This is a genomic window from Streptomyces sp. CNZ287 (assembly GCF_007827615.1).
In genome coordinates, this window is record NZ_VISV01000008.1 from 41,001 (window position 1) to 53,829 (window position 12,829).

11 protein-coding genes are annotated in these 12,829 nt (G+C 75.4%); 7 read left to right on the forward strand and 4 right to left on the reverse strand.

Annotated features, from left to right (window positions below):
• Nucleotides 1-448: 448 nt before the first annotated feature.
• Entirely contained in the window at nt 449-3,463 is a 3,015-nt protein-coding gene (locus tag FB457_RS16375; RefSeq protein ID WP_253911318.1) for an ATP-binding protein, read from the forward strand.
• A gap of 47 nt (nt 3,464-3,510) precedes the next feature.
• Complete coding sequence (locus FB457_RS16380; protein WP_047016901.1) at nt 3,511-4,152, forward strand: hypothetical protein; 642 nt, start codon at nt 3,511-3,513, stop codon at nt 4,150-4,152.
• A gap of 157 nt (nt 4,153-4,309) precedes the next feature.
• Here the strand turns inward: FB457_RS16380 and FB457_RS16385 are convergent, their stop codons facing one another.
• Nucleotides 4,310-4,660 carry a winged helix-turn-helix transcriptional regulator gene (locus tag FB457_RS16385; RefSeq protein WP_047016902.1) on the reverse strand — a complete coding sequence of 117 codons (351 nt, stop codon included), beginning with the start codon at nt 4,658-4,660 and terminating at the stop codon, nt 4,310-4,312.
• Between the two features lie 58 nt (nt 4,661-4,718).
• On the opposite strand from FB457_RS16385, the gene FB457_RS16390 reads away from it, so the two are divergent.
• Nucleotides 4,719-5,615, forward strand: coding sequence for an imine reductase family protein (locus tag FB457_RS16390; RefSeq protein WP_145782275.1), 897 nt, complete (start codon nt 4,719-4,721; stop codon nt 5,613-5,615).
• A 53-nt stretch (nt 5,616-5,668) separates the two neighbouring features.
• Here the strand turns inward: FB457_RS16390 and FB457_RS16395 are convergent, their stop codons facing one another.
• On the reverse strand, nt 5,669-6,178 hold the full coding sequence (locus FB457_RS16395) for a MarR family winged helix-turn-helix transcriptional regulator (RefSeq protein WP_047016904.1): 510 nt from the start codon (nt 6,176-6,178) through the stop codon (nt 5,669-5,671).
• A 167-nt stretch (nt 6,179-6,345) separates the two neighbouring features.
• On the opposite strand from FB457_RS16395, the gene sigJ reads away from it, so the two are divergent.
• Both sigJ and FB457_RS16405 read left to right on the forward strand, forming a co-directional pair.
• Entirely contained in the window at nt 6,346-7,227 is an 882-nt protein-coding gene (sigJ, locus tag FB457_RS16400) for an RNA polymerase sigma factor SigJ (RefSeq protein ID WP_047016905.1), read from the forward strand.
• 75 nt (nt 7,228-7,302) lie between these two features.
• On the forward strand, nt 7,303-8,481 hold the full coding sequence (locus FB457_RS16405; protein ID WP_047016906.1) for an NAD(P)/FAD-dependent oxidoreductase: 1,179 nt from the start codon (nt 7,303-7,305) through the stop codon (nt 8,479-8,481).
• Here FB457_RS16405 and FB457_RS16410 read toward each other — a convergent pair.
• Entirely contained in the window at nt 8,465-9,001 is a 537-nt protein-coding gene (locus FB457_RS16410) for an SRPBCC family protein (RefSeq protein ID WP_047016907.1), read from the reverse strand. The two genes, FB457_RS16405 and FB457_RS16410, sit on opposite strands and share 17 nt — an antisense overlap.
• Nucleotides 9,002-9,094: 93 nt before the next feature.
• Nucleotides 9,095-10,636, reverse strand: a complete 1,542-nt coding sequence (locus FB457_RS16415; RefSeq protein ID WP_145782276.1) for an MFS transporter — start codon at nt 10,634-10,636, stop codon at nt 9,095-9,097.
• Between the two features lie 54 nt (nt 10,637-10,690).
• On the opposite strand from FB457_RS16415, the gene soxR reads away from it, so the two are divergent.
• Nucleotides 10,691-11,203, forward strand: coding sequence for a redox-sensitive transcriptional activator SoxR (gene soxR / locus FB457_RS16420; RefSeq protein WP_047016909.1), 513 nt, complete (start codon nt 10,691-10,693; stop codon nt 11,201-11,203).
• 255 nt (nt 11,204-11,458) lie between these two features.
• Nucleotides 11,459-12,772 (forward strand): PP2C family protein-serine/threonine phosphatase, encoded by a 1,314-nt coding sequence (locus tag FB457_RS16425; RefSeq protein WP_052770362.1) that lies wholly within the window; start codon nt 11,459-11,461, stop codon nt 12,770-12,772.
• Nucleotides 12,773-12,829 lie beyond the last annotated feature (57 nt).

The window sequence follows — 12,829 nt, forward strand, 5'->3', positions numbered from 1 at the left end:
CCCTGTGGCGTACGCCACCCCCGCCCGGGGGCTCGCCGCGCGGCTGCGGGAGGGCGCCCGGCGGTCCCTCGGATGAGAAGAGTGGCACGGCACCCCGGGGGAAGGTGCCGCGCCACTCGGTCCTGGGCCCGGTCAGAGCGACCGGGGTGGGGGTGGGGAGTGGGTGGCGTGGGGCCCCGGCGGTGGGCTCACGCCACCCACTGTCTCGTGGGCGAAGGGGTCCGCGCCGGCGCCGGGCGAGCGCGCCGGATGCTCCATGACGTCCCCCCTCGGTCGCGTGCGAACCCGCTGCCTTCCTCTATGACAGCCGCGGGGCCCGTGATGTGACATCCCGGGCCGGTCTTGCCCGGGGTGTGCGCTGACGCTTACCTTCACGCTGTTGCCGCCGCGACGCGCCGCGCACACCCCCGCGCCGCGTGTCGCTGGACCCCACCGGCCGGAGGCGTTCATGACCGTGACCGTTCCGCGCCCCGCGGAAGCGCCCGTACTGGTCGGCCGGGCGCGGGAGTTGGGCGCGCTCGTGGATGCCGTCACGCGGGCGCCGTCCGTGGCGATGGTCGAGGGCGAGGCCGGGATCGGGAAGACGCGGCTGATCCGGGAGGCGTTACGGGATCCCGCCGTGCGGGGGCGGCGGGTGCTGCTCGGGGGGTGCCGGCCGCTGCGGGAGCCGTTTCCGTACGGGCCGGTGTTCGATCTGCTGCGGCACCTCGCCGGCGGCCTGCCCACCGCGCTGAGCCCCGTGTGCGGTGCCCTGCGCGCGTATCTGCCCGAGCTGGCCGACCGGCTGCCGCCCGCGCCCGAGTTGCTCAGCGACTTGCGGGCCCGGCGGCACCGGCTCTTCCGTGCCGTACGGGCGCTGCTGGACGCCGCCGGCGAGACCGTGATGGTGGTCGAGGATCTGCACTGGACCGACGACGGCACCCGGGACCTGCTGCGCTTCCTCGTCGACGATCCGCCCGACGGGCTGTCCGCCGTGCTCAGTTACCGCCGCGAGGACCTGCCCGGCAGCGGGCTCCCGCTGGGCCGCGCGTACCGGCAGCCGCCCGGCACCACCGCCGTCGTCATCCCCCTGCGGCCCCTCGACGTCCACGGCGTACGCGGCATGTTCACCGCCCTGACCGGGACGGCGGAGTCGTCCGACTCCTTCACCGCCGAGCTGCACCGCCGCACCGCCGGCATCCCCTTCGTCGTCGAGGAGGTCGTACGGGCCCTGCCGGCTGCCGAACACGGCGCCCCGCACGGTGGCCCCGAACACGGCGCTCCACACGCCGCCTTCGCCCGCATGCCCGTCCCCACCCGCCTCCAGGAAGCCGTCGCCGACCGGATGAGCGTGCTCTCCCCCGCCGCAGCCGACGCGGTACGGGCCGCCTCCGTCCTCCGCGTGCCCGCCGGGGAGGTGCTGATCGCCGCCGTCGTCCGCGGCACCCCGGGGCAGCCCGCCGCGCCCGCCGACTCCGCGGCCGTACGCGAGGCGCTCCGCGCCGGCGTGCTGCACGAGTGGGGCGAGGACCGCTACGGCTTCCGCCACGCCCTCGCCCAGCAGGCCGTCTACGCCGGTCTCCTCGGCCCCGACCGGCGCCGCCTCCACCGGCAGGCGATGCGCGCCCTGGCCGCCGAGGACCCGCAGCCCCTCATCCAGCTCGCGTACCACGCGCACCACGGCGGCGAGCTGGCCCAGTGGCAGCGCTACGCCGAGGCCGCCGCCGGTTCCGCGCGCGAGATGGGCGATCTGGCGCTCGCCGTGGGGGTGCTGGAGGAACTGCTGTCGGACGGGCGGCTGGGCCGCCCCGAGTGCGCCCGTATCGCCGTCGACCTCAGCCGCGACGCCGTCGTCGGGCTCACCCACCACCGGGCCACCGCGCTGCTCCACGACATCGTCCGCGACGGCCACATCCCCGAGGGCGTACGCGGCGAGATCCGCCTCAACCTCGGCCTGCTCCTCTACAACCAGGCGGGACGCCACGAGGAGGGCCGCGTCAACACCGAGGTCGCCGTGGCGGAGCTGCACGCCCGGCCCGCGCTCGCCGCCCGCGGCATGGCGGCGCTGGCGATGCCGAGTTGGGGCGACCACCCGCGGCAGGTCTACGAGGCGTGGATCGCGCGGGCGGAGGCGCTGGTGGCGCACGAGTCCGACCCCGCGGTCCGTACCGCCGTACGCGGCAACCATCTGGCCCTGCGCATGAGCCTCGGCGACCCCGCCGTCCGGGCCGAGGCCGACGGCCTCATCGCGGGTCCGGGACCCGGCACCCACCGCCGCCAGGTCGCCCGCGCCTGCGGCAACTTCGCCGACGCCGCCACCTGCCTCGGCCACTACCAGGCGGCGCAGCGCTACCGCGGCGAGGGGCGGCGGCTGGCGGCGGAGTGCGGAGCGGCGTTCCTCGAAGGCATCGTGGAGGGCACGGCGCTGCGCCTGGAGTGGTACGCGGGCCGCTGGCGCGGGCTCGCGGAGCGCTGCCGGCACACCCTCGACGCGGTGCAGGGGGTCTCCAGCATCGCCGCCGACGCGCACCTGGTGCTGGGGCTGCTGGCGTCGGCGCTGGGGGAGTGGGACGAGGCGGCGGCGGAGCTGGCGGCGGCCGGTCTCGCCGACCCGCGCAACGCGCCCGCGCCGGTGCTCGCCACCGCCGCCGGTGCCATGACCCGGCTGCTCGCCGCCCGCGGCGACCTGGAGCGGGCGCGTGCGGAGGCGGAGCGGGGGCTCGCGCGGATCCGGCGCAAGGACATCTGGCCGTGGGCGGGCGACCTGGCGCCGCCGGCGGTCACGGCGCTCGTACGGGCCGGGGAGCTGCGGGCGGCGGAGGAGGTCACGGCAGAGCTGGCGGCGGGCGTCGCGGGCCGGGACGCGCCGCTGGCGGCAGCGGCGCTGCGGGCGTGCCGGGGGATCGTGGCGGCGGGACGGGGGCGGGCGGAGGAGGCGGCGGGGCTCTTCACGGCGGCGCAACGGGCGTACGCGGCCCTGCCGCAGCCGTACTCGGCGGCCCGCGCGGGCGAGGCGGCGGCCCGCTGCCGCCTCCCGGCGGCCACCGGCCCCGAACCGGCCCGCGAACTCGCCGCGCTCGCCCAGCAGTTCACCGACCTCGGCGCCATCCGCGACGCCGCCCGCTGCCGCCGCGTGCTCCGCGGCCACAACGTCCCGCTCCCCTCCCGCCGGGGCCGCCGCGGCTACGGCGACCAACTCTCGCCGCGCGAGCGCGAAGTGGCCCGGCTCGTGGCGCTCGGCCACACCAACCGGGAGATCGCCGACGTGCTGTACCTCTCCCCGCGCACCGTCGAGCAGCACGTGGCGAAGCTGCTGCGGAAGCTGCACGTCGGCACGCGGTCGGAGGTGGCGCGGGCCGCGGGACGGGGTGACGCCGCGGGGCGGCCGGACACCGCGCCGCGGCCGGGCGCGGGCAATGAATACGTACCGCCTACGTACCGTTTCCCGGATTGTTCTGCGGCCGCGGACATGCGATCTCTGTGAACGGGCGGCGCGCCGCCCCGAATCCCCCACCAGCAGAGGAGAGCGCCATGCGGAGCAAGGTACTCCTGAGATCGGTACTCGTGGCCGTGGCCGCGCTGGCCGCCGCGGTCGTCGGCCCCGGCGCGCAGGCGGCGCCCGCGCCCGAGGCCCGCGGCGCCGCGGCCGTCGAGGCGTCCGCGCACGACCACGCCGGCCACGCAGCAGAGGGCAAGCCCGGCGAGGGCCACGGCATCACCGCGAAGGAGTTCGAGGCGCTGGCGGCCGAGGGCCCGCAGGGCCGCGACTTCGGAGCCAACGCCTGGCCGGTGCCCACCGACCGCAGCTACTACCTCACCTCGTCCTGCAACGCCTACGCCGGCGCCATCGCGCAGGGCGCCGCGGCCTGGGCCAACCTGGACCGCACGTCCGGCAGCGGCACCCCGGTCGAGTGCCGCAACAGCTACATCACCGACTGCGGTGGCGGCGGCAACATCGTCGGCTGCAACTGGGGCGCGGGCCAGCGCATCGCGCTCTTCATGGGCGGCGTGAACGACGACGCGCTGCTGGCGGCGCACGAGTTCGGCCACGACTGGTACGGCCACTCCACGTACCAGTGCGCCGGCTGGTCCAGCCCGGCGCACGTGATGGCGCCGTCGATATGCAACTTCGGGGGCAACGGCGCCAAGAGCGGCCCCGTCCGCATCGACTGACCCGCCGCGCGCGGCCCGCGGGGGTGTCCGGAAGGCGGACGCCCCCGCGGTGTCGCGCGGTGGCGTCCGCCCCGTACGGCCGTACCCACCTTTTTGTGGGTACTTGGCACGTCGCCACCGGGGCGCGACGCTGGAGGCAGACGCGAAACGGAGGTGATCAGGGAGCCGCCGCGGCTCCGGTGAGGTTGTCCAGGCGGCGGTGGCCCCAGTCGGAGAGCGGGGCCAGCGCCACGGAGAGGTCGCGGCCGAAGTCGGTGAGGGAGTAGACCGTCTTCAGCGGCAGCCCCTCGTGCACCTCGCGGTGCACCAGACCGTCGCCCTCCATCTCGCGCAGCGCCTGCGTCAGCACCTTCTCGGTGAGACCGGGCAGCCGGCGGACCAGTTCGCCGGGGCGGTGGGGGCGGGTCTCCAGCAGCCAGAGCAGGGTCGTCTTCCACTTGCCGTCGATCACGGCGATCGCGGCGGTCACTCCGCAGACGTTCGTGTTCTGAGCGAGCTTGCGCGTCATGGCACCCCCATGGTCACCACGTGTCTCTTTTCCCTGTCGTCACTTATGGAGGTTAGTCATGTCCGCAGAGTCTGCCGTCACGGTCCTCGGGCTGGGCCCGATGGGACGGGCACTGGCCGGCGCGTTCGTCGCCGCCGGGGTACGCACGACGGTCTGGAACCGGACGCCGGGCCGGGACACCGAACTGGTCGGGCGGGGCGCGCTGCCCGCGGCGTCGGCCGCGGAGGCGGTGGCGGCGAGCGACCTGACCGTGGTGTGCGTCGTGGACTACGACGCCTCCGACGCGGTGCTCCGGCGCGAGGACGTCGCCGCGGCGCTGAAGGGGCGTACGGTCGCGAACCTCAGCGCCGACACCCCCACGCGGGCCCGCGACGCGGCGGCCTGGGCCGCGGACCAGGGGATCCGCTATCTCGACGGGGCGATCATGACGCCGACGTCCACCATCGGCACACCGCACGGGGTGTTCATCTACAGCGGCCCGAAGGACCTCTACGACGAGCACCAGCCGGTGCTCGCCGCGCTGGGCGGCGCCCACACGCACCTCGGCGAGGACTTCGGCCGGGCCGCAGCGTACGACGTGGCGCTGCTGGACATCTTCTGGACCACGATGGCGGGCTGCGCGCACGCGCTGGCCGTCGCGCGGGCGGAGGGGGTCGGCCCGGCCGAGCTCGCGCCGTTCGCGAAGGGCATCGGCGCGATCCTGCCGGAGGCCATCGAGGGGATGGCCGCGGGAGTGGCGGCGGAGGACTACTCCGGGGAGACCAACCCGATCACGTCGTCCGCGTCGTCGATGAAGCACATCATCGCGACCTCCGAGAGCCACGGCATCGACGCCGGGGTGATGCGGGCGGCGGCGGGGCAGGCGCAGCGGGTCATCGGGCTCGGGTACGGGACGGACGGGTTCGTCCGCCTCACGGAGCTGGTCGCGGGCCGGCTGAACCGGGCGGCGGGCTGACGCCGGGGGCGGCCCCCGGGAGCCGCCGCCTGCGGGGGGCCGCCCCCGGCTGTTCAGCCCAAGCCGTCGGGGACGATGCGGAGTTTCTCCGCGATGCGGGTGAGGGCCTTCTGGTCGGCCGCGTTGAGCGAGTCGAGGACGACGCGGCGTACGGAGCGCAGGTGCGTGGGCGCCGCCTGCTGCACGATGCCGAAACCGGCGTCGGTGAGTTCCGCGAGGGTGTAGCGGCCGTCGGCCGGGTCGGGTGATCGTACGATCCAGCCGCGCTGCTCACAGCGTTTGACGACGTTGGACAGGCGGGAGAGCGGCCCGCTGGCGAGGAAGGCCAGCTCTCCCATCCGCAGCTTGCGCCGCGGGGCCTCGGAGAGATGGCTGAGCACGAGGTACTCGAACAGGGTCAGGCCGTGTTCCTGCCGCAGCGGCGGCTCCAGCTTGCCGGGCAGCAGCAGCACGAGCGAGATCAGCCCCGTCCACGCCGCCTTCTCCTGCTCGTCGAGCCATCGCAGCTCCGCGTCGTCCCCGTCCTCGCCCGTGTTCCTCATGGGCCCTTCCGTGCTGCTCATGGACCTTCCCGTCCTCGCCGACATGTGGGTGGAGATCCGCGTCACCGCCATCGCCGGTTCCGGGGACTGACCCCGCAGCCGGCGGCCGTCCCCGGCGCACGAGCGCCTGCCTGCGTCTGCATACACTGCAGACGCAGGCAGGCGCCGGTGTGAGGAGGCCGTGACCCGTGGAGGCCACCCGGGCGTTGAGCGACGCGGACTGGCGGGCGCACCGGCCCGCCGTGTTCGGCGCCGCCTACCGGATTCTCGGGTCCGTCGCCGAGGCCGAGGACGTGACGCAGGACGTGTGGCTGCGCGCCGCCGAGGCGGATCTGGCCCAGGTGCGCGACCTGCGCGCCTGGCTGGTCACCGTCGCCGCGCGGACCTCGTACAACGTGCTGCAGTCCGCCCGCGTCCGGCGCGAGGCGTACGTCGGGCCCTGGCTGCCCGAGCCGCTGCCGACCGGGCCCGACGCCGCCGCGCAGGTGCTCGTGGACGAGTCCGTCGGCACCGCGATGCTCGTGCTGATGGAGCGGCTGACGCCCGCCGAGCGGGTCGCGTTCGTGCTGCACGACGTCTTCGGCTTCCCCTTCGCCCGCGTCGCCGACGTGCTCGGCGCCACCCCCGCCGCCGCCCGCAAGCTCGCCTCCCGGGCGCGCGCCCGGGTGCGGGCCGACGGGCGGCGGCCGGACGCCTCCCGGGCCGAGACCGAGCGCGTCCTGCGGGCGTTCAAGGCCGCCGCCGAGGCCGGTGACATGGCCGGGCTCGTCGCGCTGCTGCACCCCGACGCCGTGTACGTCGGCGACGGCGGCGGCAAGGCGACCGCCGCGCGCCGGCCGGTGCGCGGCGCGGAGACGATCGCGCTGCTCGCGGTCCGTTCGGTACGGATCGCGCGCCCCGACGCCGTCCGCCTCGTCGAGGTCAACGGGCAGCCCGCGCTCGCCACGTACCGCGACGGCCGGCCCGTCTGGCTCGACACCGTGGAGGTCGCCGACGGCCGTCTCACCGCGATCCGCCGGCTCGCCAACCCCGACAAGCTCGGCCCCGTCGCCGCCCTCGGTCACATCTGAGCCCTCTGTCCTGTCTCCCTGCGGATCCTCTCCCCGTGAGGGTCCGTACCGAGCAAGCTGAGGAAGGACCACACGATGAACCATGTCGTGATCATCGGCGGGGGCTTCGCCGGCGTGTGGAGCGCGGCGGGCGCCGCGCTCGCCCGCGGGGACGCGGATCTGCGCATCACGCTCATCGCGCCCGGTGACCGCCTGGTGCTGCGCCCGCGGCTGTACGAACCGGAGCCCGACCGCGCGACGGTGGCGCTGGACCGGATCCTGGGCCCGATCGGCGTCGCGCACGTACGCGCGACGGTCAGCACCATCGACACCGAACGCCGCGTCGTCGTGGCGGACGGCACGGAGATCGGCTACGACCGGCTGGTGCTGGCGTCCGGCAGCCGGCTGGTGCCGCCCGCGGGGCTGCCCGGCGCCGAGCGGCTCTTCGACATCGACACCCTCGCCGGCGCCCGCCGCCTCACCGGCCACCTGCGCGGCCGCGACGGCTACGCGGCCGTGGTCGTCGGCGCCGGGTTCGTCGGCCTGGAGGCGGCGACGGAACTGGCGGCGCGCGGCCGGGTGCTCCTCGTGGACACCGCGGAGACGGTCGGCGAGCCCCTGGGCCCCGGGCCGCGCGCGGCGATCGAGGCGGCGCTGGACGAACTGGGCGTCGAGCGGCGGCTCGGCACCTCGGTGACGGAGGTCGGCGACGGCTACGCGGTGCTCTCCGGCGGCGAACGGGTCGACGCGGACGCCGTGGTGTGGTCGACCGGGCTCCGTGCCCAGGAGCTGACCCGGCAGCTCGTGGCCGACCCCGGCGAACTCGACCACCTCGGCCGGGTGCCGGTCGACGAGTGGCTGCGGGCGCTGCCCGAGGTGTTCGCGGCCGGGGACACGGCGGCGGCGCCGTACGACGCGGAGCACACCGTGATGCAGGCGTGCCAGCACGCGACGCCGCTGGGCAAGGTCGCCGGGTACAACGCGGCGGCGGACCTGCTGGGTGTACCGCCGCGGCCGTTCACCCCCGCCCCGTACGTCACCTGCCTCTATCTGGGCGGCGCCGGCGGGGTGTTCACCCGGGGCTGGGACCGCGCGGTCATGGCGACCGGCGCGGACGGCGCGTTCGTCAAGGAGCAGATCAACGGGTACATCCACCCGCCGGTCGACGACGCCGGGGAGATCCTGGCGGCGGCCGACCGCGTCTGCATCGACCTGCCGTTCTTCCCGCGGGAGGACGAGCCGGAGGCACCCGCGGCGGTCAGGTCAGCGAGGTGAAGTAGTCCCGCTGCGCCGGGTAGTAGTCGTCGAACGACGGCGCCGCGGTGTCCGCGGCGCCGTCGCGCGCGGCGACGAGCAGGTCCAGGTAGTACTCCCAGCCGGGGCCGACCTCGCCGACGCCCTCGACGGACGCGAGGTGGTGGATCAGCTCCAGCCGCGTCCCGCCGCCGGCCTCCGCGAGCAGCGCCTCCATGCGCCAGTCGCCCGCCTCGTCGACCATGGACACGGCCAGGCGGTGCGGCGCTTCACAGGCGTCGATGCGCAGGTCGGACCAGGGCGCACCGTCCTCGTACGCCATCCGCACCCGGACCGTACGGCCGGGCGCGGCGTCGCCCTCCCACTGGCCGAACCAGCGGACGGTGCGCTCCGGCTCGGTGAGCCAGGACCAGACGTCGGCGGCGGGGGCGCGGAACGTGCGGCTGAGCACGAGGTCGTGCCCCTCCGCGGTGCGCCTGAGTACGCCGGTGGGGCGGGGGGCTTCGCGGGGGGCTTCGGTTGCGTTGTCGCCGACGGTCACGGTGGTCCTCCGTACGGTGTCGAGTGCGGCCCCCGGGTCGCGCGCTCCGCGCGGCGTTCCCCCGCGCGGGCGGGCTGCGAGCGTAACGCATGGTTACGGACTTACGCGTCGTTTCCCCCGCACGCCGGCCCGCGCCACCAGCACCGCCGTCGCCACCGTCAGCGCCGCGCACACGCCCGCCGCCACCTGGAACCCCGTCTCGAACGCCCCCCGCGCCGCGCCCAGCAGTGCGTCGCCCGCCGGCCCCGGCAGCCGCTCCGCCGCGGTGACCGTCGCGCTCAGGTCGTCCTCGAACGCCCCGGCCGCGTCCGCCGGTACGCCCTCGGGGACCGCCCCGTCCGTACGCCCCCGGTACACCGCCGTGATCACGCTGCCCAGCAGCGCGATGCCCAGCGCGCCGCCCAACTGCGGTGCCGTGGACGAGATCGCCGCCGCCGCGCCCTGCCGCTCCGGCGGGGCCGCGCCGACGACCATGTCGGTGGCCAGCGCCATCATCGGCCCGAGTCCCGCCGACACGATCACCGCGCCGGTGACCAGCACCGGCAGCGCGTGCGCGCCGCCGGCCTGCGTCAGCACCCCGTATCCGGCGGCGGAGAGCGCCAGCCCGGCGGCGATGATCCGCGCGGGCTCGTACCGGCGGGCCAGCCTCGGCGCCAGCGTGGAGCCGGCGATCACGCCGAGCGCGGACGGCGCCGTCCACAGCCCCGCGTCCAGCGGCGAAAGACCCTCCACGAGCTGGAGGTACTGCGCGAGCGCGTAGTTGGAGCCCCAGAGCACGAAGATCCCGGCGGCCAGGGTCGCCGCGGCGGTGGCGAGCGTACGGTCCGCGAAGAGGCGCAGATCCACGAACGGGTCGGCGAGCGCCCGCTGGCGGCGTACGAACGCCACCGCCACCAGCACCCCCGCCGCCACCGCCGCGACCGGCACCGCGCCCGCGCCCTCGGCGGCGATCTGCTTCAGCCCGTACACCACCGGCAGCACCGCGGCCAGCGACAGCAGCGAGCTGAGCACGTCCACCCGCCGCCCCGCCGGGCCGCGCGACTCCGGCAGCAGCACGGGCAGCAGCACCAGCAGCACCGCCATGACGGGCACGCCGAGGAGGAACGCGGAACCCCACCAGAACCGCTCCAGCAGCCAGCCGCCCACCAGCGGCCCGATCGCCGTGCCGCCCGAGACGCTGGCCACGATGACGCCGATGGCCGTCGTCCGCTCCCGCGGCCCGGGGAAGAGCGCCGCCGCCAGCGCCAGCGTCGACGGCATGAGGGTGGCGCCCGCGACGCCCATGAGGGCGCGGGCGGCGATGAGCATCTCCGCGTTCACGGCGTACGCGGCGAGCAGCGAGGCGGCGCCGTAGCCGGCGGCCCCGTAGAGCAGCAGCCGGCGGCGGCCGACGCGATCGCCGAGCACGCCCATGGTGATGAGGGAGCCGGCGAGGAGGAAGGCGTAGATGTCGACGGTCCACAGCAGTTGGGTGCTGCCGGCGCCGAGGTCGCGGCCGATGGCGGGCAGCGCGAGGTTGGTGACGGTCAGTTCGAGGGAGGCGAGCAGTGCGGGCAGCGCGAGCACGGCGAGCCCGAGCCGGCGCCGCCGCCGGCCCTGCTCCTGCCCCGGTGCCGGGGCGCGGGAAGTGGTCATGGCGGCCAGTCTCAGACCTCGACCATAATCGAGGTCAAGGGCTAGCCTGCCGGAATGGACAAGCCACCCTTCGACGCGAAGGAGCTCACGGTCGGCCAGCTCGCCGCCCGCTCCGGCGTCGCCGTCACCGCCCTGCACTTCTACGAGGGCAAGGGCCTCATCCGCAGCCGCCGCACCCCCGGCAACCAGCGCCGCTACACCCGGGACACGCTGCGCCGGGTGGCGTTCATCCGCACCGCGCAGCGGGTCGGCATCCCGCTGCGCACGGTCGCCGAGGCGCTGCGGACGCTCCCCGACGAGCGCACGCCGACGCAGGAGGACTGGGCGCGGCTGTCGGCGGCGTGGCGCGACGAACTCGACATCCGCATCGACCAGATGGTGCGGCTGCGGGACCGGCTGACCGACTGCATCGGCTGCGGCTGCCTGTCGCTGGAGCGCTGCCTGCTCCGCAACCGTGACGACCGCCTCGGCGACACGGGACCCGGCCCGCGCCGGCTCCTCACCCGCCGGCTGGCCCAGGAGACCCGGGTCCCGCCGGCGGGCAAGGAGGACGGCGAAGGCGACTGACGGCGCGTCAGCGTACGGTCCTGGCCGGACGCACGGAGGCCCGGGACCCTCACTCCGACGTGCCCGTACCTCCGGCGCACCGTCCGGTCCGGACGCGTGGCCGAACGGCTCCGGGCTGCGCCGACTGCTGCAACCGCTCCCCGGCCGCCGCAGGGAGTAGCAGGCGGCCCCCTGCCGGGCGAGAGCGATGGGCCAGGCGGCGGTATTCGCGGCACGGTGACGGTCTGTGCGGTCCCTCGGGGGAATGGCTCCGAAGTGGACGAGTACGACGTGGATGCGATCCTGCAGCAGGCGCTTGACCGGCTGACGGTGCTGGCCGACATCAATGCGGCGCTGGCGGGGACCCTGGAGATGAACGAGGGGCTGCGGCGGGTCACCCGGATCGCGGCCCGCCGGCTGGGCGACTGGTGCGCCGTCGACCTGCTGGCAGAGAAGGGCCGGATCGAGCGTTTCTGCGCCTCCCGTACGGAGAGCGGTCCACAGCCGCACGAGGAGCATGCCTTCCTGCCCCTGCCGCCGGGGCCGGCCGCCGATCCCCTGGTCCGCGCGCTACGCGGCGCCGGCCCCCTGCTGCTGACGGGGAGCGATCTCACCTCCGAGGGCCGGGAAACCTCGCAGACGGGGGAGGCCGGAATCGTCGCGGGCGCCACCAGCGCCGTCATCGCCCCGCTGCGGGCCAGGCGGGAGGCCATCGGCGCCCTCACCGTCAGCCGCTCGGGAGACCACCCTCCGCTCACCGAGCACGACCTGCCCCTCATCGAAGATGTGGTCCAGCGCATCGGCCTCGCCATCGACAACGCGCGTCTGCACCGTCAGCGGCAGCGGATCGCCGAACGCCTCCAGCGTTCGCTGCTGCCCGAACTGCCGCACGTCGACGACCTGCACATGGCGGCCCGTTACTCCCCCTCGCACACCACCGCCGAGGTCGGCGGGGACTGGTACGACAGCTTCGTGCTGCCCACCGGCAGCACCACGCTGATCATCGGCGACGTCACCGGCCACGACCTCAAAGCCGCCGTCACCATGAGCCACCTGCGCAACATGCTCCGCGGCATCGCCAGCGACCGCCAGGAACCCCCGGAGAAGATCCTGCACCGGATGGACGTAGCCCAGCACACCCTCTATCCCGGGACCACCGCCACCTGCATCTTCGCCGTCATCCACGGATCCGAGGCCGGCCCCTGGGAACTCGACTACGCCGTCGCCGGCCACCCCCCGCCACTCCTGGTCACCCACGACGGCGACACCCGCTACCTCAATGGCGGGCGCAGCCACCTCCTCGGCGCCACCACCGACCTGCCCCGCCCCAGCGCCACCGCATCGCTGCCCGCCCAGTCCACCCTCCTGCTCTACACCGACGGGCTCATCGAACGCCGGGGCGAGACCCTCGACCGAAGCCTCAGGCGCCTGCGCCAGCACGCCGCAGCCCTCGCCCGCGAGACACCCGGCGACTTCTGCGACGAACTTCTGGCCGGCCTCGCCCCCGACAGCGCCGACGACGTCGCCCTCCTCGCCCTGCGCCTCCCGCGAGCCGGCCGCCCCGAGAACACGGCATCACCAGCAGACTGACCTGGTCCGGGCAGGTTCTTCCCCACCGCTGCGGGCCGGTGCAGATCCCCACGTGGA